The sequence below is a fragment of the Treponema pectinovorum genome, assembly GCF_900497595.1.
In the GTDB taxonomy this organism is placed as follows: domain Bacteria; phylum Spirochaetota; class Spirochaetia; order Treponematales; family Treponemataceae; genus Treponema_D; species Treponema_D pectinovorum.
In genome coordinates this window covers 131,166-152,438 of record NZ_UFQO01000001.1, presented here as the reverse complement: position 1 = coordinate 152,438, position 21,273 = coordinate 131,166, and the positions used below count along the sequence as shown (strand labels likewise).

The 21,273-nt window shown below is 37.3% G+C and carries 19 protein-coding genes, 1 pseudogene and 1 CRISPR repeat array (1 of these 21 cut by a window edge); of the genes and pseudogenes, 15 read left to right on the top strand and 5 right to left on the bottom strand.

Translation table 11 applies throughout. The annotated features are described in order from the left end of the window. Positions 1–30: 30 nt before the first annotated feature. From FXX65_RS00700 to FXX65_RS00650, 11 genes are all read left to right on the top strand, one after another. Positions 31–1,692 carry an ankyrin repeat domain-containing protein gene (locus FXX65_RS00700; protein ID WP_147614656.1) on the top strand — a complete coding sequence of 554 codons (1,662 nt, stop codon included), beginning with the start codon at positions 31–33 and terminating at the stop codon, positions 1,690–1,692. After that, a complete protein-coding gene (gene rsmD / locus FXX65_RS00695; protein WP_147614655.1) occupies positions 1,693–2,238 on the top strand; it encodes a 16S rRNA (guanine(966)-N(2))-methyltransferase RsmD in 546 nt (181 codons plus the stop codon). 106 nt (positions 2,239–2,344) lie between these two features. Beyond that, a complete protein-coding gene (locus tag FXX65_RS00690) occupies positions 2,345–2,710 on the top strand; it encodes a hypothetical protein (RefSeq protein WP_147612599.1) in 366 nt (121 codons plus the stop codon). A 297-nt stretch (positions 2,711–3,007) separates the two neighbouring features. After that, positions 3,008–4,162, top strand: a complete 1,155-nt coding sequence (locus tag FXX65_RS00685; protein WP_147614654.1) for a tetratricopeptide repeat protein — start codon at positions 3,008–3,010, stop codon at positions 4,160–4,162. A 101-nt stretch (positions 4,163–4,263) separates the two neighbouring features. Beyond that, on the top strand, positions 4,264–5,313 hold the full coding sequence (rlmN, locus tag FXX65_RS00680) for a 23S rRNA (adenine(2503)-C(2))-methyltransferase RlmN (RefSeq protein WP_147614653.1): 1,050 nt from the start codon (positions 4,264–4,266) through the stop codon (positions 5,311–5,313). A gap of 124 nt (positions 5,314–5,437) precedes the next feature. Beyond that, positions 5,438–5,638 carry a cation transporter gene (locus tag FXX65_RS00675; RefSeq protein ID WP_147612602.1) on the top strand — a complete coding sequence of 67 codons (201 nt, stop codon included), beginning with the start codon at positions 5,438–5,440 and terminating at the stop codon, positions 5,636–5,638. Then, on the top strand, positions 5,634–6,596 hold the full coding sequence (locus FXX65_RS00670) for a D-2-hydroxyacid dehydrogenase (protein WP_222704213.1): 963 nt from the start codon (positions 5,634–5,636) through the stop codon (positions 6,594–6,596). The genes FXX65_RS00675 and FXX65_RS00670 overlap by 5 nt, the downstream gene beginning before the upstream one ends. Positions 6,597–6,686: 90 nt before the next feature. Further along, a complete protein-coding gene (locus tag FXX65_RS00665) occupies positions 6,687–7,973 on the top strand; it encodes a 3-isopropylmalate dehydratase large subunit (protein WP_147614652.1) in 1,287 nt (428 codons plus the stop codon). Positions 7,974–8,025: 52 nt separating this feature from the next. Next, complete coding sequence (locus tag FXX65_RS00660; RefSeq protein WP_147612604.1) at positions 8,026–8,559, top strand: 3-isopropylmalate dehydratase small subunit; 534 nt, start codon at positions 8,026–8,028, stop codon at positions 8,557–8,559. Between the two features lie 155 nt (positions 8,560–8,714). Further along, the gene (locus tag FXX65_RS00655; RefSeq protein ID WP_187116183.1) at positions 8,715–9,443 is read left to right on the top strand and encodes a response regulator transcription factor; all 729 of its coding nucleotides are present in this window, start codon (positions 8,715–8,717) and stop codon (positions 9,441–9,443) included. A 15-nt stretch (positions 9,444–9,458) separates the two neighbouring features. After that, on the top strand, positions 9,459–9,740 hold the full coding sequence (locus FXX65_RS00650) for a histidine kinase (protein WP_147614650.1): 282 nt from the start codon (positions 9,459–9,461) through the stop codon (positions 9,738–9,740). Between the two features lie 334 nt (positions 9,741–10,074). On the opposite strand, the pseudogene FXX65_RS09745 reads toward FXX65_RS00650, so the two are convergent. Continuing rightward, positions 10,075–10,536 (bottom strand): annotated as a pseudogene (locus FXX65_RS09745) (recombinase family protein). Positions 10,537–10,566: 30 nt separating this feature from the next. Here FXX65_RS09745 and FXX65_RS09855 point away from each other — a divergent pair. Beyond that, a complete protein-coding gene (locus tag FXX65_RS09855) occupies positions 10,567–10,743 on the top strand; it encodes a gp53-like domain-containing protein (protein WP_456293459.1) in 177 nt (58 codons plus the stop codon). A 202-nt stretch (positions 10,744–10,945) separates the two neighbouring features. On the opposite strand, the gene FXX65_RS00640 is transcribed toward FXX65_RS09855, so the two are convergent. The 4 genes from FXX65_RS00640 to FXX65_RS00625 form a co-directional block, all read right to left on the bottom strand. Beyond that, on the bottom strand, positions 10,946–11,587 hold the full coding sequence (locus tag FXX65_RS00640) for a transposase (protein ID WP_147614649.1): 642 nt from the start codon (positions 11,585–11,587) through the stop codon (positions 10,946–10,948). 638 nt (positions 11,588–12,225) lie between these two features. After that, positions 12,226–12,795: a hypothetical protein gene (locus FXX65_RS00635; RefSeq protein ID WP_147614648.1), complete on the bottom strand. Its 570-nt coding sequence runs from the start codon at positions 12,793–12,795 to the stop codon at positions 12,226–12,228. Positions 12,796–12,862: 67 nt separating this feature from the next. Then, positions 12,863–13,369 carry an InlB B-repeat-containing protein gene (locus tag FXX65_RS00630; RefSeq protein WP_147614647.1) on the bottom strand — a complete coding sequence of 169 codons (507 nt, stop codon included), beginning with the start codon at positions 13,367–13,369 and terminating at the stop codon, positions 12,863–12,865. A gap of 243 nt (positions 13,370–13,612) precedes the next feature. Next, the gene (locus tag FXX65_RS00625; protein WP_147614646.1) at positions 13,613–13,891 is read right to left on the bottom strand and encodes a hypothetical protein; all 279 of its coding nucleotides are present in this window, start codon (positions 13,889–13,891) and stop codon (positions 13,613–13,615) included. Positions 13,892–14,560: 669 nt separating this feature from the next. On the opposite strand from FXX65_RS00625, the gene cas9 reads away from it, so the two are divergent. The 3 genes from cas9 (at position 14,561) to cas2 (ending at position 19,654) form a co-directional block, all read left to right on the top strand. Further along, a complete protein-coding gene (gene cas9 / locus FXX65_RS00620; RefSeq protein ID WP_147614645.1) occupies positions 14,561–18,346 on the top strand; it encodes a type II CRISPR RNA-guided endonuclease Cas9 in 3,786 nt (1,261 codons plus the stop codon). Positions 18,347–18,423: 77 nt separating this feature from the next. Further along, positions 18,424–19,314 carry a type II CRISPR-associated endonuclease Cas1 gene (gene cas1 / locus FXX65_RS00615; protein WP_147614644.1) on the top strand — a complete coding sequence of 297 codons (891 nt, stop codon included), beginning with the start codon at positions 18,424–18,426 and terminating at the stop codon, positions 19,312–19,314. Between the two features lies 1 nt (position 19,315). Further along, positions 19,316–19,654, top strand: a complete 339-nt coding sequence (gene cas2 / locus FXX65_RS00610) for a CRISPR-associated endonuclease Cas2 (RefSeq protein WP_147614643.1) — start codon at positions 19,316–19,318, stop codon at positions 19,652–19,654. Between the two features lie 150 nt (positions 19,655–19,804). Beyond that, a CRISPR array of direct repeats spans positions 19,805–21,273; the repeat unit is 36 nt; unit sequence ATTATTTTACATCAAAGATAGAAATCAAACCACAAC (it continues 1,201 nt past the right edge of the window).

The following is a 21,273-nucleotide window of genomic DNA, read 5'->3' as shown; positions in this document are numbered from 1 at the left end:
ATAAAAGCCTACAACTGTATAATTTTCGACATGTTTTTTATCGATAAAAAAAAGTTTATATCCATTTTTAATGCTGTTTTTTTTAGTTTTTTAGTTTTTGCAGGCGGAAGAAAAGACAAAATTTTTAACACTATCGAAAACGCAAGCGTAAAAGAAGTAAAATCAATCCTTAGAAACAACCAAGATTATGTAAACATAACGAGGGGAAGCGAAAAAGAAACTCTTTTGATGGCAGCCCTCAAAGAAGACCGAGAAATAGAAGTCATAGACCTGCTTTTAAAATACGGAGCAGATCCAGACAAAAAAGATTCTTTTAAAAGAAATGCCGTAATGTATGCGGCAATGTATTGTTCTTCCCCAAAAGTATTGGAAAAAACAATAAAAGCGGGCACATTTTTTGGCTTTTCAAGAAAAAAAAGAGTGTTAAAAAAAGATGCAGAGGGAAAAACATCTTTTGACTATGCGAGAAAAAATTCTTCTAAAGACGAAATCCTTGAAGTCTTAAATAAATTTGCAACTGAACCGATTACTCTTGAAACCTCAGATTTAAAGGAAAATTCTGCACAAACTTCTGTTAATCATAGTGAAGAAACTCCACCTGCGACTCAAATAATTTCTCCTGCAGAAGTTGCAGTTACAGCTATGACTCAAGAAAATGCAGCATTGACAACAACAGCAGTTACAGCAACAGCACCACTTGCCGTTTTGGGAATTGAGCAAGATTCAAAAGAAAATCAGGATAAAAACAACGTAGCAAGCGAAGACAAAAAAACAAGCGAAGAATTTAGCGATAAAAATGATAGTTCATCCTTTAAAGAAGAAGAAAAAACTCTTACACAGCAGATTGAACAAAATCTTACGGAGCAAATCCAAATAGAAAAAGAAAATTCGACAGCAAACGATTCTCCAATTCAACTTGAAGAAAATCCAGAGAAAAATCAGCCTGCCCCTTCAATTCAATCTAGCACGATAAAAGTTGAGCCATTCAATCGACAATACCTTTTAGAATTTGCAGAAGACGCAAACGAAGAGCATGATTTTCCGACCGAAAGCAAAGGCGAAGTTTCCCACAATTTTATTGAAAACGCTGACAAACGAGATTCAAACGGTCGCACAAAACTGATGGACGCTGCAAAAAAAGGCGACATTCAACTCGTAGAAAACCTGATTTATTCAAAAGTAAATTTAAACGCAAAAGACAACGACGGCTGGACCGCTTTGATGTTTGCCGCAAGATTTTGTCCAGATGTAAAAATATTGCGGTTATTGATTAAAAATGGTGCTGATGAAAACTTAAAAAATGATTACGGAATTACGGCTTTAAAACTCGCTGCTGGATTTTCAAAATCGCCTCAAGTAATCGCAGAATTGCTTTTGATGCATTCTTCTACAGAAAACGAAGTTCGCTCATCTTTTGTATATGCTATAACTTCCTCTGCCCAAAATTCAACTTTGGACGAATTTTTAAAAAAAGGAATTCCTCTGAACAATTTTTATGACGGAAAAACTCCTTTAATGTACGCAGCAGAATCTAACAGGGACACGAGAATAATAAACTGGCTTCTAAAAAATGGAGCAAAGAAAAATTACAGGACAAGTTCTGGCCTTACAGCTTTTGATTTTGCAAAAGCCAACAAAAATCTCACTAAAGATTCAGTTTATTGGACGCTTTCACCTTATGGAGAAGAATAGATGAGAATTACTGGAGGAAAATTAAAAGGAAGAACAATAAAGTGTCCCGACGGTGTTATAAGACCAGCAATGGACAGAATGAGAGAATCCGTTTTTGCAATTTTAGGAGATTTAAGCGGAAAATCATGGCTCGACATGTTTAGCGGTTCTGGAACTATAGCGATAGAAGCTGCAAGCAGAGGTGCGAGTCAAGTTCAACTTTGCGAAAAAGATAAAATCAAAGTAAAAACCATCTTGGAAAATGTTTCTATAACAGAAAAAGAGCTCGGTGTAAAAATTGGATGTCATTTTATGGCTGTCGAACTCTTTTTAAAAAGGTGTAAAGAAAATTTTGACTACATATTTTTTGATCCGCCGTTTCCCTACAAATTTAGAAAAGATTTGATAAAAACTGTCGATTCGTCTTCGCTTTTAAAAGATGGAGGAACGGTGATGATTCATTATCCTGATGAAGACGCTCTTCCAGATAAAATAGGAAATCTGTGCCTCGTAGACAAACGGATATATGGGCGTTCCATCGTAAATTTTTACAGGAGCGAAAAATAGAAGAATTCAATTACATAATTTATATCTTCAAAAATCTTATTTTCTTGACTTTGCAAACCTTTGTGTTAAGATTTTTTTAAGATAAATTTAAAAAAAGGTAAAAAAAATGAATCCTCTTGAAAATAATTTTATTTCAGCAGTTGAATCAAAAGCAACTGCAAACGGATTTATAAAAACAACAGACTCACCTATTTCATCGTTAAATTCAGCACAAAAAGTTGCACTTAACCGCAAAGGAAACGAATTTTTTAACGATGGAAAAATCAACGAAGCTACAAGGATTTTTATCGCAACAGGATATTCAGATGGACTTACGAGGATTGGCGACTTTATGATGAAAAAAAATGAATATCTAAAAGCACTCAAATTTTACACTCTTGCAAAAAATAAACGCCGTTGCGAAGCGATTTACGAAAAACTTGCAAAAGTCGTAAGCTTTTCTCTAAAAGAAACTTTAGAATCTACTGGATAATTCTAAGCTTTTTGGAGTTTGCATCGAAGCTTTGCTCTGCAAACTTTCTTATCTTTTGCCGAACTCGCTTTGCTGCGTTCGGCTGGTAAAAAGCCCTTTCGGAAGTTGACACTTCCTCAATGACTTTTTATAGGAGTTTCGGTAAAAAAAATGTCTATATCTTGCCCTTTTTTTTACCTTTAAAGTTTGCTCTGCAAACTTTCTTATCTTTTGCCGAACTCGCTTTGCTGCGTTCGGCTGGTAAAAAGCCCTTTCGGAAGTTGACACTTCCTCAATGACTTTTTATAGGAGTTAAAAATGTTTGATGATTTTAAAATTGTAGATAGCTTTGGAGCTCAGGAAGAAGATATTGCGAATGTCGGGAAAATTGACGAAATCGCAGAGCTTTCAAAACAGGGTTATGTTTTTCTAAAAGAAAAAAAAATTACCGAGGCGATAGATTCTTTTACAAAAATACTCTCAATCGATGACAACAACAATTATGCCTTGGTCGGACTTGGCGACTGCGAAAGAAAAAGAAAGCATTTTAAAGACGCAATAGATTTCTATTCGAAATGCTTGTCTTTTCATCCTAGCAACAATTATGCTCTCTTTGGACTTGCAGATTGCTACAAAGCTTTAAACAAATATCACAAAGCGATTGAAATTTGGGAGCAATATCTTATTCACGATGACAGAAACATAACAGTTTTAACGAGAGTTGCAGATGCTTACAGAAAAATTAGAGATTTTAAAAAGTCAAAAGAGCTTTACTTAAAAGTGCTCGATATGGAAACAGAAAATGCCTACGCCCTAATCGGCATAGGCCATCTTTATTATGATTTTAAAGAATATCGTGACGCCCTGCACTATTGGACAAAAATGCTAGAAGTAAATGATAAAGCTGTAGATATAAGGGTTTTAACTTCGATTGGAAATTGCCACAGAAAATTAAAGACTTTTGACTTAGGCGTAAAATATTTTGAACGTGCACTGGAAATGGATCCTGAAAATTTTTATGTCTTGTTTGGCCTTGCAGACTGCTATCGCGGAATGAACCAGCAATTCCGCTCGATTGACTATTGGAACAGAATTCTAAAAAATGATCCAAAAAATAAAGTCATATTAACGAGAACAGGCGATGCTTACAGAAACACAGGCGACTACAAAACCGCTACAGAATATTATACAAAAGCGATGGATATAGAATTTGACGTTTATGCTGCGTTGGGGCTTGCTTTAATCTGCAAAGGCGAAGGAAAGTACGAACTTGCAATCGAACGTTTAGAAAATCTTATAAAAGGCGATCAAAAAAATTACAGGTTATATATAGATCTTGCAGACTGTTATCTAAAAATAAACAAAAAAGATAAAGCAATCGAAAGCTTAAAATCATTTCAAAAACAAGGAATTAAAAGCTCTGCAATAAATGAAATGCTAGATAAAATACTGACGGAAAAACCTATAAATTAAAAATATTTCGTTTCCATCATAAACAAAAAATTGCTCTAATCAGTAGAAATTTACAAGTGCTGCTTTAAATTGCTAAAAAAAAATATTAGTTTATAAGCGTTATGTGTAAAAAGATTTCGATAACAGGTCTTCTTCCAGAAGAAATTTCCTCTCAATTAGATATAAAACCTTCGTTCCGCGGCGTACAAATTTTTGAATGGCTTTCAAAGGGAATAGATTCGTTTGATGAAATGACAAATCTGGGCCAGGCACTGCGACAGCAACTTTCTGAAAAAGCACAGCTTCGATGCTGCAAAGTTTCAAAGATATTAGAGGATTCTGATGGAACTGTAAAACTTCAGATAACGCTTGATGACTCGCTTGCGGTTGAAACAGTTCTTTTAAAAGATAGAGAAAACCGAAAAACCGCCTGCGTAAGCTGCCAAGTGGGGTGCGCAATGAACTGCGCCTTTTGTCAAACTGGAAAATTGGGAATTGCAAGAAGCTTAAGACCAGAAGAAATTGTCGAGCAGTTTTTTTTGTTGGAAAAACATTCAGGTCCTTTAGACAACATTGTTTTTATGGGGATGGGAGAACCCATGATGAACCTAGAAAACGTTAGAAAAGCGATTGCGATTTTAACAGAAAAGCGTGGAAGAAATCTTTCAGAAAGACGCATAACGCTTTCAACCTCTGGTGTTATAAAAGGAATATACGATTTGGCAGACAATGGGCCTCTTATCAGGCTCGCAGTTTCCTTAACAACAGCAGATGAAAAATTGAGAGAAAATCTCATGCCAATAGCAAAGACGAATCCGCTTGCAGAATTAAGAAATGCGATTGATTATTACGCAAAAAAAACAGGAAGGAGAGTAACTCTCGAAGCAGCCTTGCTGGGAAACACAAATACAAGCGAGCAGTCTGCAAAAAATATGATAAATTTTGCAAGAGGAATCGATGTAAACGTAAATCTAATTCCGTGGAATCCTGTAGAAGGATTGCCATTCAAAGAACCTTCCAATAACGAATGCCGACGCTTTGTAGAATGGCTTGAAAAAGCAGGATTAAACGTGACCCTAAGAACACGACGAGGAAGAGAAATCGGCGGAGCGTGTGGACAACTTGGCAAAACTCTATACAAAAAAAATTCAGACAGTAAAAAATTGTCATAAATGTCTGAAAATTGAAAACCTTAGCAAAAAGTTATTTCAATAAACGCCAATAACTGCTATAATTTGCCTAGATTTTACAAATAAAACTTTCGCAATTTTAAAAAATTGCAGGAGATATTTCCCTATGCAAAAAAAAATATACGTTGTTGGAATGCTGGATGCCGAAACTTGCGCAAAGGTTGAAAATGCCGTAAAAGCGGTTGCAGGAGTAAACAACTGTGTCGCAAATTTCGATAAAGCACAGGTTCTCGTTGATTTTGAAGGAGCAGATGAAGCTGCTATCAATTCCGCAATTTCTTCTCTAGGCATAGAAGTATTAAATTAAGGCTATGATAAAACTGACTATACTTGACGGTTTTGCTGCAAATCCAGGCGATTTAAGCTGGGAACCGTTTAAAAAATTTGCAGAATTGACCATTTACGACAGAACCCCGCCAGAACTTACAGTAGAGCGCATTGCAGATTCAGATGCGATTTTTTTGAACAAAGTTGCAATCACAGAAGAAATCCTAAAAGATTGTCCTAAATTAAAATATATCGGTGTTCTTGCAACAGGTTATAATGTTGTTGACCTTGAAGCTGCAAAAAAACGAGGAATAATCGTTACAAATATTCCTTCATATTCAACTGACAGCGTAGCTCAACACGTATTTTCACTTATCCTGAATTTTACAAATCAAGTAGAGCAACATTCAATTTCAGTACAAAACGGTGATTGGATAAACAGCAAGGATTTTTGCTACTGGCTTTCTCCGCTTACAGAACTTAAAGGCAAGACTTTGGGAATTTTCGGTTTTGGTTCAATAGGACAAAAAGTTGCAAAGATAGCCCACGCCTTTGATATGAATGTTTTAATAAACGTACATTCAAAAAAATCTTTTACAGGCAACGAAAAATCCGTTAGTGTAGACGAACTCTTTGCTCAGAGCGATTTTTTAACTTTGCATGCTCCAATGACAGCTGAGACAAAAGAAATTGTAAACGAAAAAACGCTTTCGCTTATGAAAAAAACTGCATTCATCATAAACACCGCTCGTGGCGGACTTGTAAACGAAAGCGACATAAAAAAAGCACTCGATGAACAAAAAATTGCAGGTTACGCTTCCGATGTTCTTCTAAAAGAGCCTATGACAAAGGACTGTCCTCTTTTTAAGGCAAAAAACTGTGTTTTAACTCCACATATCGCTTGGGCACCGAGAGAAGCACGACAGCGTCTTTTTAATATCGCTCTTGAAAATTTAGAAGCGTTCATATCTGGAAAGCCGATAAATGTTGTCAATTAAACTTTTGTTTTCTCATCGTCTTACCTTGTCTTAAAAAAACTAAGGTGCTAAGATATTTAAAAATACTAAATTTCTTAAGAGGTATTAAAAATGGGAAAAACAATCGCCCAGAAAATTTTTGATTCGCACTTAGTTGAAAGTCCGTTTGAAGGAACTTATGTCTTAAAACTCGATAGAGTATTCTGTCACGAAATAACAACACCAGTCGCTATAAATGATTTAGTAGCGCGAGGAACAGACAAGGTTTTTGATTCAACAAAAATAAAAGCGGTTATAGACCATGTAACTCCAGCAAAAGACAGCAAAACAGCAGCACAAGGAAAAATCCTGCGTGATTGGGCAAGACGCAATAACGTAAAAGATTTTTTTGACATAGGCTCAAATGGAGTTTGCCACGCAATTTTTCCAGAAAAAGGCTTTGTTCGTCCAGGTTTTACTGTAATAATGGGCGACAGCCACACCTGCACTCACGGAGCATTTGGAGCTTTTGCGGCAGGCGTTGGAACAACAGATTTGGAAGTTGGAATATTAAAGGGTGTTTGTTCATTTAGAGAGCCTAGAACTATAAAATTTGTCCTGAATGGAAAGTTAAAAGATGGTGTTTACGCAAAAGATGTAATTCTTCACCTTATAGGAAAAATCGGTGTAAACGGAGCGACAAACTGCGTTGTAGAATTTACAGGACCTATCGTAGATAGGATGGATATGGAAGAAAGAATGACCCTTTGCAACATGGCTGTAGAAGCTGGAGGAACAAGCGGAATCTGTTTTCCAGATGAAAAAACCGTTGACTACCTCTGGAACTTTATAAAAGACGAGTACGAGACGAAAGATGCAGCAGTAGAAGCATATAAAAAATGGCGAGATGACGACGATTGTGAATACGAAAAAGTGATAACAGAAGACCTCTCAAATCTTGAGCCTGTATGCACTATAAATTATAAACCGGACGAAATAAGAACCATCTCTGAAATGAAAGGTACAAAAGTAGACCAGATTTACATCGGTTCTTGTACAAACGGACGAATCTCAGATTTAAGAATTGCAGCAAAAGTTTTAAAAGGCCATAAACTTGCAGACGGAGTAAGAGGTATAGTTTCTCCGGCAACTCCAAAAATCTATAAGATGGCTCTTGAAGAAGGAATTATAGACATTTTTATGCAGGCAGGTTTTTGCGTTACAAATCCTACTTGCGGTGCGTGCCTTGGAATGTCAAACGGAGTTCTTGCAGAAGGAGAAGTTTGTGCTTCAACGACAAATCGTAATTTTAACGGACGCATGGGAAAAGGCGGAATGGTTCATCTTATGAGCCCTGCTTCTGCGGCTGCAACTGCAATCGCAGGAACTATAACAAATTCTGAGCTTTACAAAGGATAAAATAACAATCAGAGGAATTGAAATTTCTTGATTGGCGAAAAGGGGAAAATATATGAAAGCATTCGGTGGACCAGTACTTTTTTTGGATCGCTCAGATATAAACACTGACGAAATTATTCCTGCGAAATATCTTACAGAAATTTCAAAGCAGGCACTAAAACCTTATTGCCTTGAAGATCTTAAATTGGAAGGATTCGATGCAAAAAGGGATTTACCAGGAAAAAAGGTCATCATCACACGAGAAAATTTTGGTTGTGGATCAAGCCGTGAACACGCTCCTTGGGCGTTGGAAGTTAACGATATTTATGTTGTAATCGCTCAAAACTTTGCAAGAATTTTTAGGCAGAATATGTACAACTGTGGACTTTTGGCCTTGGATATGTCAAAAAAAGACATCGACGATATGTTCCGAACCTTTGCAAACAAAGAAACTGAATGCAAAATTGAACAAAAAGAAGACGGAACCTGGAAGGTAAAATTGATTGCAGGTTCTCTTTCAAAAAGTTATCCATTTAAACTGGAAGGATTTGAAAAAGCACTTGTAGAAAACGAAGGCTGGATTGGATACGCAGAATCAAAATATTGATTAAGTTAAAAATCAAATCAAAAAAAATTAAAAGAAAGCCCATTCTTTTGCAAAAACAGAAAGTATGGGCTTTTTTTATTAGAATTGGTCTGGTAGACGACTTTCGTATATTATGCACTATTTGGACCTGATTTTTTTGTGCTATAATGGGATTCATGAAAAACTTGATTCTTATTGATGACCACAAAATGCTTAGAAAAGGAATTTCTGCATATTTTACTGAAAATTCCAAGTGGAATGTGATTGCAGAAGCAGAAAGTCTTGATGAGATTCCTAACATCATCAAAAAAATCAAAGAAAATCCTTACATGTTAAACAAAACTGATGGAGACAGAGTTCAAAATATTGCCGATAATTCTGAGCGAGTTTTTCAATCTGCGACAAAATATCCAGATTCTGACGATGAAGAAAATTATACGCTCGCAGTTGTTGACATTCAGATAAAAGGCAAAGACGAAAGGCTTTCAAATGGATTCGAAGCGGTTCGCCTTCTTCGCCATTACGGAATCCAAAGCGTTATTTTTTCCAGCCACGACACAGGAGCTTGCATTGAACGCGCAATGAGCGATGAAGTCGGCGCAAGAGGATTTGTCTCAAAACTCAGCGATGAAAAACTTCTGCTGGACGCGGTGAATGCCGTTGCTGAGGGAAAAACTTTCATCCAGCCGGATTTGGTTACAAGCCTTTTGAATACACAGAGTATTTTTTCCATACTCACGAAACGAGAAAAGCAGATTGTAAAGTTAATTCAAGACGGGCGTTCAAACTATGAGATTGCACAGTTCCTCGAAATAAAAGTTTCCACGCTTGAAAATTACTTGAGCGTCATTTACGACAAAATCGGCTGCAAAAACAAAGAGATGCTGCTAAAAAAACTTTCATAAAGGCGGTTTTATCTGATGGATTTTTATTCGGCAGAGGCAAAGATTGCGGTTTTCCATTTTATAGAACTTCTTGCGATAATTTCGATTCTCTGCGTTTCTTTTGTAATCATACTTTTGCTTTATATTAAAAAAAATGAAAAAAACAGGCAGCTTGAAAAAAAGAACAAGGAAGAAAGACAGAAAGCAAAGGCAATAATTCAAGTTCAGGAAGATGAGCGAAAGAGAATCAGCCGAGATTTACATGACACTGTAACTCAAGATATAAGAACCGCCCTTCTTTTTTGTTATTATTTATAACCATATTTGAGTACATAATTGTAATAAATAATGACATTTTTACAGACAGTTGAAACATTGAATTTTTATAAGCAATGGCTATAAAAAATCGGATAATTTGCCGTTAAAACCTTTATGAATTTCTCATAAAATATTCCTTTTCTCTTATTGTCGGGTGACCGTGTTTTTGCGGACGCTCTATTAGCGCTGGTGGTAATTTATCATCGAGATGTTCGTGTATAAATCTGTCGAGTGTTCCCCACGTAACACGAAACTCTTTTGAAATAGATAACTTGCTCCTGCCGGCTCTTAAAGCTCGCTTTATTTTATATCGATAAGGAGTTAGCTTATAATACTACGGTTTTTGCCACTTTCTGCGACAAAATTGTTTTCCTGCCTTCCGAGCTCGTGCTAATCCCTGTTTTGTGCGTTCCGACAATAATGAACGTTCAATTTCGGCTGATAAACCGAAAGCGAACGCAAGGACTTTCGATTGTAAATTATCGACAAGTTCAAATCCTTCTTTTATCGTAACGACGCGTACCTTCCTTTCCTACAAATTTTGTAATACATTAAGAATTATTACCAATGATCTACCGAGTCTCGACAGTTCCGTCATGATGATTGTATCATTCGGTTGTACGTTTTTTAATAATTCGCCCAATTTTCTTCTTTCAGGATTTTTCAGTCCGCTTATCGTTCCCTCGATCCAATGCACAGGAGTGAGTTTCATTTTTTTGCAATAACCCTTGATAGCAAGCTTTTGATTTTCTGTCGTTTGCCCACTTGTCGATACGCGAATATACCCATAAATCATATAGCACCTCTATAATCATTTTATGTGGTCATGATTTTAAGGAACGGTTTAATTGTACAGTGGAGGAAAAAATATGCAAATAACACTCGCGTTAACTTTGCAATGGCGTTTTCGAATACTTGTGTTTATTTTAACTTCATTGTCGCACGCAGCAACTCGACAAGCGATGGCTGGCACTATTATAACACCCCAAAATTCGAGTTTTAATCAGGAATGAAGAGTTTTTGTCTACAAGCTGATTGAGAAATCAAAAAAGCTGCAATGCTGTAAAAGAAATGCCTGAACATGCCCTTTAGAGTTCTTGCTTTAGTATAGACAAGCTCGAAACGACCTTTCATTACACTCCAGACAGTTTCTATAATGTTCCTCTGCTCGAGGCAGTCCAATTGCTCTTTTGAAATAAGTCTGTTCATATTCTTTCCGGGTGCATTATGCATAAAAACACATCTTCGGCCATTTCTGAAAGAACTTCCGGCTTGAGCTGATACCCTGCATCCGCAAAAGCCTTTCCGATTATGTCTTTCGTAAGTTTTTGAGCCATTTTACTGTCATGAACGGAATCTGTTGTAAAAGTAAGAGACTCGACAATCATGTCTGCGGTGCAGACTCCGTGCAGCTTAAAGCCGAAAAACCATCCCTTTGTTGACTTTCCACGAGACGCACAGTCCTTTGCGACTTTATGTCGTGAGATTTTATTATTTTTGCAGACTTCGACAGGTGTCGAACCGATGAAATTTGTTTCGCCTGCACATTTTTCCCTGTTTTTTGCAAGAACAGAATTCACGAACAGCATCATCATGGGAAAGGATTTGTTTGTCGCTTTCAAAAAGTTCTCATAGTTCGGAAAATTGGGATATCGTTCCTTCAAATATTCGTTTGCGAATCGGTGAAATGCCTTTAAGTTTGAGAACTGCATGAAAAATCTGTGGATATTCAATGCCATTATATCTTTCATTGAAAGATATCTCTTGAATCCACGTTTTCCATAATAATTTCTTGCAAAATGTTCTACTAAAATTACCCTCAAAGTACTTGAAAAAAGAATCAACAATTCTGTAAACTCCAATTAGGCTGATTTCAGTCATGGCATAATCATTTTTTTTGGTGTGGTAACAAAATTTTAATGGGTTACACCTTTTTTGTAAATCTATTCAAAAATAAGTCGAAATTTGGGCTAACAGTCTCTCTAACAGCGGGTGCAATGTGATATCACGAGACGAAGAAGGAATGTGGGTAGCTACGGGGTTTTAGTATCAATTAAAAGCCGATTGCAACCCATTATATTGATTTTTTTGTTAGTACAGTCAAAGCTCTGGCATCATGAGTGCCTGGCGTCCCAATGTGTCGCAGTAGCTGAAAAACCATAAGACCTGGTATTAGCAAAAGCAAGAGGAAACGGTATAAACGGGCGAGCATTCTGTGGGGCAAAAGAACCCCACTGTACAATTAAACCGTTCCCATATTTGATATAGCTCGCTCTCTCGCTCGTTTCCTGCACGACGATATCAGAATTTAAAATAACATAATGCTCGCCATCAAAGAGGATCTCGTACGTGCACCCTGCACTTATCGCGCCTATACCACCTTGGAATTTACCGACATACACCGGCGCGGCACCGGTACTGGCGTTTCCATCGTATACATTGAGCGTTAGATTATAAGTCCCGCGAACACCCTCCGCCATCGTTATTAAATTTGATATAAATATGTGCGCCGGCTTTTTTTTACAAAACCATTGATTGTAACCGTTTTATCCATCGTATTTGTCGCAGTCGTACAAATACCAAAATTTGCACACTCTCGGAGAATACTGCCCTGCGTGTATACCGGTATACCGGCACTGCCCGCATTGGCGAGTGTTGTGTGTATCTCTGAGCAGGTGGTCGTCATACCATCAGCGTTAATAAAAATTGGCGTGTTTGCGGAACCGATTGCCGGATGTGCTTGTGGTGTGCCGATTCGTTGTGCATACATAGCAAGGGCTGCGTTTGCAGCGTCAATATTTTCACACGGTTTCGGAATCCCGTTGCCGTCGATATATACCGGCTTAGTTTTTGTGCCGGCGGATAACGATGCGCCGTCCGCGCCCAAATGAGCGGCATATTTCGCATCGGCAGATTTTTTTGCTTTACCTACAATCACGTCTTTGAATTTTGCAGCCTTCGTTTTTGTCCCTTGTTCGATGATGATTATATCTTCACCTGATGTATTGTTTGCCGGCGCCGTTGTATATATTTTACCGATTGTTATACCTGCCATGTTTTTACTCCTAAAAAAATTGTTAAACTTTCAATACTTCGCCAGTGCGCATATTCCATCATTGTTTTCACCGAGTATCAATTTTGCATAATCGCTTTTCGGATCTATTTTTTACCCGAAATCGGCTTGCACTTTTCGATGCAGGCTTTTCAAGCGCAATTGTTTTTGTACTGCCGTTGTCATCGCAAAAATGCAAGTACGACACAAACGTATCAGGCTTAAACTGTGCAAAAGTGAATGCACTGTCGGTTGTACCTTTTGCGATTTTTGTTACCGCTTCGCCGCTAAATTCAGAATTGCCGAACCAGCCGTCAAAGACCTGTCCTTCCTTAGATGGGGCTCTTAACGGAAATTCATCGTTTTTCGTATAAGAAGAGGGATTAGCACCATTGTTTGTTCCGCCGTTTAAGTGATAGGTGATGCTGTATCCTCCCGATTCATCTGAACCGTTCCCCCCTCCCGAACCTGCAGAACTAGAAGAACCTAAAGGTTGTTTACATCCAAATAGCATTGCCGTCAATGCTAATCCAAGTACAAGTATTTTTACACTTGTTTTCATTAATGCTTTTTTCATAAGAAAGCTTCTTTACTAGAAACGGACGGTCTTGTTTTGCCGTAAATACGCCACGAGAAAACAAACCGCCCGCCGTTTTTATTAAGAGAAAATATAATTGCATAGAATAAAAAAGAGATGAGATTAGTATTGTATTGTAAGTTTGAATTTACATTAGAGGTAAACACCGCTTTGTTCCGGTTCGGAGAAAACACATTTCGCATACACAAGAAAAACACGGATAAACCTCCTATCAATAAATAGTTATACAATACCTTTGCCGCCTGTCGTCCTTTGCTGAAGGTGGTAAACAGTGTAAGTCCCTACCGGCAATGCGGTAAACATAATCACTGTGCCTTGTGTAACTTTGCCGCTTGCAGGATTTGCACTCATTGTTCCGCGTTCTCCTGCCGTCACCTCTACGGTAAAAGATTCGGAAACAGGCGGTTGCCCCGGCGTGCCGGGATTCAGGCATCCTGTAATTCCTATCACCGCGATGGCAAGCGCCAACGCAAGTATTCCTGTTTTTCTTAACGCTTTCATGTTTTTCCTCCTGCGTAAGTTAGTTTTATGTTAAACCGCAAGTTTACGCACAACTTGTTGGCTTGGAAAAACTTTAAAACAAAAAAAAGACTGCCATGCCATGGACGCTTTTTTTTCGCACTCGGACACGACGGTCTTTTTTTGCTATATAAAATTTTTTAAAGAAAGGATGTTCTGTTCAAGATTGTGTTTCTTCTCAAAACTCTTGTCAACATTTTTTCAATGTCTTCATATTAATACTACCTTTCGAATTTTGCAAATGGTAAATAGGGGGGGGTATTATTTACAATTTATCCCTTCGTAAAAAAAAGTTTTAAATTAAATGTCTAGGAACAAATTTCTGTGATATAGTAAGTTAAATTATAGGTTTTAGAATGTGGCAGGGATTGGAAGGACGACGAAGACGTTCCGAAGCGTAGCGAAGGAATGGAGCGAGAGCGGAATCCTGGAAAGCCCGATTTTTGCGAAATGAAACGAAGTGAAATGCAGCAAAAAGCCACCCGAATTAAAAAGTTCGACTTTCAGCCTGATAAAAAAAGTCCCACAAGATGCGGGACTGTAGTCAAATGACTTCGGCATTTAGCCTTATTGTGATTTGATTTCTGTAATCAAGATAACATTGCCTGCAATTTTTTGCAAGCACATTTTTTATTAAGGATTTTAAAAATTATGAAAACACTTGGACTCGACATAGGAACAAATTCCATAGGCTGGGGAATTGTTGACGAAACAGCAAGCAAAATAGAAGACTGCGGCGTGTACATTTTCCCTGAAGGCGTAAAAAAAGAAAAAGGAAACGAAAGCTCCAAAGCGGCGGAGAGGACAAGTTTCCGCCTTGCCCGGAGATTAAAATTCAGAAGAAAACTTAGGAAATACGAGACGCTAAAAGTCCTCATCAAAAACAAAATGTGTCCTCTTTCTATGGAAGAACTCGAAAAATGGCGGAAACAAAAAATATATCCGACTTCAAGAGATTTTTTAAACTGGTACCGGACCGACGAAGTAAAAAACTGGGAGCCATATTTCCTCAGGAAAAAATGCGTTGAGCAAAAAGCCGAGCCGAATGAAATCGGGCGCGCACTGTATCACATTGCACAACGGCGCGGATTTTTAAGCAACAGAAAAGAAACAACAAAAGCGTCGGAGGGGACGGTTTCAAAAAGCATAGACGAACTTTCTTCACTTATGGGCGACAGAACGCTCGGTCAGTATTTTTACGAATTAAAACAGTCCGGCGAAAAAGTACGCGGAAAATACACATCGAGAAAAGAGCATTACGAAAAAGAATTCAACAAAATATGCGAAGTTCAGGCTATCTCGCCTGAATTGAAAGACGATTTATACAAGGCAATCTTCTTTCAACGAAAACTTAAATCACAAAAATTTCGCGTGGGAAAATGTACATTTGAAAAGAGTAAGCCACGTGCCCCAATCTCTCATTTTGAGTTTGAAGAATTCAGAATGCTTTCCTTCATCAATTCTATAAAACTTGCAAAAAATTCCGGGGAAGATGAAAACTGCGATTTTGATTTTCTTACGGAAGAAGAAAAAGAAATTATAAAACCGCTATTTTTTAGAATTTCAAAGCCTTCTTTTCAGTTTGCAGACATCGAAAAAAAATTAAAAGGCAAGAACGAGTTTTGGAAATTCAACTACAGAAAAGACACGAACGTTGCAGGCTGCCCTGTTTCTGCCGGATTAAAAAATATTTTCGGCGACGACTCTTCCTATGAAAGCTGGAAAGACAAAAAAATCGGGCAATACGACATGTGCGACATCTGGCACGTCCTTTTTGATTTTGACGATGAAGAAAAATTGCTTGAATTTGCAAAAGAAAAACTTTTTTTGAACGATGAAACGGCAAATAAATTCTGTGCAATCAGAATTCAGCAAGGCTACGCAAATTTAAGCCTCAAGGCAATCCGTAAAATAACTCCTTTTTTAAGGAAAGGCTACATCTATTCTACCGCAGTTTTTCTTGCAAACATTCCGACAATGATTGGACAAAATACATTTTTGCAGAATGAAAAAGAAATTGAAGATTCTGTAAAAAATATAATCGGAACGCTCAAAGATAAAAACAATATAATCGTTCTTGCAAACCGCTGTCTTGAGTCTGCGTTCAAAGATAAAGACAATGATTTTAGGTTTGAAGAATGGGACAAATCGATTGTGGAAAATTCCGCACAGGACTTGTTTGGAAAGAAAAAGTGGAACGAATATGACGAAGAAAAACGTAAAGACATAATTTTGCAAGTTTCCGAAAAAGTTGAAGACAATTTAAAAATTGCCGTCGGAAAAAATCCGAACGACTACAAATATCAGCTTTTGCGCACTGACGACTTGATTTTGGACTACCTCAATCAAAAAGGATTTACTATAAATGGAAAACTATATCACCCGAGCGACACAGATTACAACTTTGAAACGCCAGTTCCGGCAGAAGACGGGAAAATATACCTTGCATCACCTCGCTCACCGAGCGTAAAAAATCCTGTAGTGATGAGAGCTTTGCACCAACTCAGGAAACTTATGAACTATCTTATAAAAACCGGAAAGATAGACAGTTCTACGAGAATAAATGTGGAGCTGGCGAACGAGGTAAACGACAAAAATCAGCGGAAGGCTATCGAAGAATTTGTGAGGGCGAACGAAAAAAATAATGCTGACGCAAAAAAGAAAATAGAAGAACTTTGCGTCGAAGCGGGATTCAAAATCGTTCCGACAGATTCTGATGTCAAAAAATTCAGACTCTGGAAAGAACAAAATGAAACTTGCCCTTACACGGGAAAGCACATAAGTTTTACAGATTTGTTCGGACCGCTTCCTAAATTTGACTTTGAGCACACAATTCCAAGAAGCCTGTCTTATGACGATTCCCTTGAAAATCTTACACTTTGCGAAAGCGACTTCAACCGAAACGTAAAAAAACAGAAACTTCCTTCGGAACTTCCGAATTTTGAAGAAATAAACAAGCGATTCCAAAAATTTTATGAGGACAAAATCGACAACTACTTGAGAATAATTGAACTCAACACAAAACGTGGAGGCTCATACGAAGACCCTGCTGCAAAAGATGCACGAATCGTGAAAAAACACAAGGCAGAGTACGAGCTTGACTATTACAAAGGAAAATTAAAGCGTTTTTCAGCGACAGAAGTTACTTCAGGTTTTAAGCACAGCCAACTAAATGACACTCGTATCATTACAAAATTTTCTCTTTCGTATTTGAAGGGAGTCTTTGGCTATGTTCAGCCCGTAAAAGGTTCTATGACAGACACCTTCAAAAGGCAGTGGGGTTTGATGGAACGAGATGAGGTAAAAGACCGCTCAAACCATATACATCACACTGTGGATGCTTTGACAATCGCCTGCATAAATCGTGGAAAATTCAATCTGCTGTCGGAGGCAATCAAAAACAGCTCTGACGGAAAGCATCTGAAATTTCCAAAACCGTGGGAGACGTTTGGCACAGACGTTCTTAGTGCCGTTCAATATATAATTCCCAAAATTTTTTCAGAAGAAAACTCGTTGAGGCAGTCAAAGAAAATCATGCGAAATCGGGATGGAAAGCCTGTCTTGAAAAACGGAAAACCTGTATTTGTTCAAGGGGCGACCGCGCGAGGTTCTTTGCATAAGGACACCTTCTATGGTTGCATAAAAACCGTTCCCGAAAAGGGCGGAAAATCTGAGACGATATATGTGCAAAGAATTCCGGTTTCAACGCTGGACGAAAAAAGTGCGGAGAAAATCATCGACAAGGGGATAAGAGAAACTTTTAAAAAGAATCTTTCAGACGGAATACAAACGCTGCAAGATATTCAAACAAGCGGAATCCTGCTGCCGTTTAAAAGTGACGGAAGAGATGTTTTTGTAAAACGGGTGAGGATAAAGGCGCAGCCGACCTCGCCGATCACTTTGAAAAAACACCACAATGTGATTTCAAAAAATCCTAAAGACTACAAACAAAATTATTATGTTGTAAACGACGAAAACTATCTTCTTGCCATTTACAGAGGGAAAGACGAAAAAGGAAAGGACGTTTCAGACTACAAAATTTGCAATTTGCTTGACGCTGTAAAAAGTAGACAGAACAAGACTGAACTCTACCCTGATTTTAAAGAGAAAAAAGGCATTAACCTGAAATTGTACAAGGTCCTAAAAATCGGAAAGACTGTGATTCTGCAAAACGACGTTCAAGAAGATGTATTTGCTTTGCCAAAAGAAAAATTCTGGAAGAGACTGTACAGAATCGCAGGGCTTGCAACTTCAGGAAATGATATTCACATAAAACTTGTCCACATCATAAGTGCAGAACCTTGGGAATATATGAAAGGTGAAAAAGATTTAAATGCAGGCATAGAATGTCTTCTTTATTTACAATCAAATTTTAAGGGGCTTATTGAAGGACAGGACTTTACAGTTTCGCCTATAGGAGAAATTATACGAAAGTAAGGAGTTTGTAAAAGGTGTAAGCGTTTCACGCAAAAATAAAACTGAACATATCGATTTTTTTGTCCGATAGTTAAAGTATGGTTAAACGAACACTGTTTTTCTCGCACGCTGTTTGTTTAAGCGCAAGGCACAAGCAGCTTGTCATTTTCAGTAAAGAAACTCAAGAAGAAACCTTAGTTCCAATCGAGGACATAGGTTTTGTGATTGTGGAAAATGCACTCGTCTCGCTTACAATTACTTTAATAAACGAACTCACGGACAATAACTGTGCTCTTATCTTTTGCAATGAAAAGCACCTACCCTTTTCAATGACGATGCCACTTGACTGCAACGAAATCCAATCGCAACTTTTTTCAGCCCAGATAAACGCTAAACTTCCTGTCAAAAAAAACTGCTGGAAGCAGATTGTGGAATACAAGATAAAAAATCAGGGACTTGTTCTTAAAAAATACGATTTGAACTTTGCGAGGCTTGTTGATTTTTCAAAATGCGTAAAAAGCGGCGACTCGACGAACATGGAAAGTCAGGCAGCAAAATTTTACTGGGACAATCTTTTTGGAAAGAGATGGTGTCGCGACCGTTTTGGAGATTTTCCGAACAATTATTTAAATTACGGATATGCGATTTTGAGAGCCGCAACCGCACGCGCATTGGTCGGTTCAGGTCTTCTGCCTACGCTAGGAATCCATCATCACAATAAATATAACGCATATTGCCTCGCCGACGATTTGATGGAGCCTTACAGACCTTTTATCGACGATGAAGTAATAGAATACATTTCGACAAATCCGGATGAAAAAGAGCTCGGAGTGGAATTCAAAACAAAGATTTTGAAAGTCCTCACGCGCGATGTAAAAATGGGAAACTTGACAAGACCGATGATGGTAGCCCTTTCAATGACAAGTTCGTCGCTGGCAAACGCTCTTTCAAACGAATCTGAAAAATTAAAATTGCCGGATTTTGTATGATATGAGTTTTGACCGGATAAACGCTTATAAGATAATGTGGATTTTCTGTATGTTTGATTTACCGACAAACACAAAACCTCAGCGCAAACGAGCGAGCGAGTTTCGTAAGAACTTGTTGGAAGATGGTTTTGAGATGATGCAGTTCAGCGTTTACAAAAGATTCTGCGGAAGCAGAGAATCGTGCGAAGTTCACGAAAATCGAATAAAAAAATGGCTTCCGAGGGAAGGAACTGTAAGCATTTTGAAATTTACAGACAAACAGTTCGGTGAAATTCTGACATTTATCGGTGAAATCCCCCAAAAAAAAGAAAAAACACCGCAACAACTCCAATTGTTTTAACGTCGGCACTTGAAAAAGCTAAAAAGCAGAAAAAACAGGCTACGGCGTAAAAAAAACAAAGAAAAGCGCATAAAAACGTAACTTTTCCTCATTTTTTTTACACTGTAAACCAGTCTAAATCTTTGCATAATATGGTTTTATAAAACTCATATTATTTTACATCAAAGATAGAAATCAAACCACAACGCGTAGCGCACCGCGTCCATCGTGTGGTCGATTATTTTACATCAAAGATAGAAATCAAACCACAACATGAAATAGAAAATAAACTCTACGAAGCGAATTATTTTACATCAAAGATAGAAATCAAACCACAACCTTTAATTGTTGCTGGGTTTTTGATTGTGGATTATTTTACATCAAAGATAGAAATCAAACCACAACAAGGAGTGTTTGATTATGGAAAAAATCTACATTATTTTACATCAAAGATAGAAATCAAACCACAACTAAAATTAAAAGCGGTGTTAACATAGTCGGATTATTTTACATCAAAGATAGAAATCAAACCACAACGATACCTTTTTTATTATTATTTTTGTTATTATTATTTTACATCAAAGATAGAAATCAAACCACAACCGTTCTCCAGCAATCACAAACTACTGACGATTATTTTACATCAAAGATAGAAATCAAACCACAACTGTAAACCTGACAAGGATATTTTATTTGGTATTATTTTACATCAAAGATAGAAATCAAACCACAACTGATGGGCAAGACTACATATCTGAAATTAAATTATTTTACATCAAAGATAGAAATCAAACCACAACAGCGTCAACGGTCGTAAAAAATGTTTAAGGATTATTTTACATCAAAGATAGAAATCAAACCACAACATACCGTGTATAATATAGAAAGTTTTTTTAATTATTTTACATCAAAGATAGAAATCAAACCACAACACGCCTGTTAATAACAATCATTTTAACTTCATTATTTTACATCAAAGATAGAAATCAAACCACAACCAGCAATCGTTTCAGCGGTTGGGGCAATAATTATTTTACATCAAAGATAGAAATCAAACCACAACGGGTTTGTTCATTTATTTTCTATGAAAGAAATTATTTTACATCAAAGATAGAAATCAAACCACAACCAGGTGTGTTCAGTGGACGATAGATTTTTTATTATTTTACATCAAAGATAGAAATCAAACCACAACTATTTTGGGTTCGTTGCGTACATTCAAGGAATTATTTTACATCAAAGATAGAAATCAAACCACAACCGTCGCTTGCTTTTGAAAAACCGCCTGCTTATTATTTTACATCAAAGATAGAAATCAAACCACAACTATAAAAACCGCCGTCGAAAAAGCGATAGAATTATTTTACATCAAAGATAGAAATCAAACCACAACCAGGTGAGTTGTTGCCTGATGGAAGCCGTGATTATTTTACATCAAAGATAGAAATCAAACCACAACGATTTTTGATACCTTTTTTGATACCTTTTATTATTTTACATCAAAGATAGAAATCAAACCACAACCAGGTGTGTTCAGTGGACGATAGATTTTTTATTATTTTACATCAAAGATAGAAATCAAACCACAACTATTTTGGGTTCGTTGCGTACATTCAAGGAATTATTTTACATCAAAGATA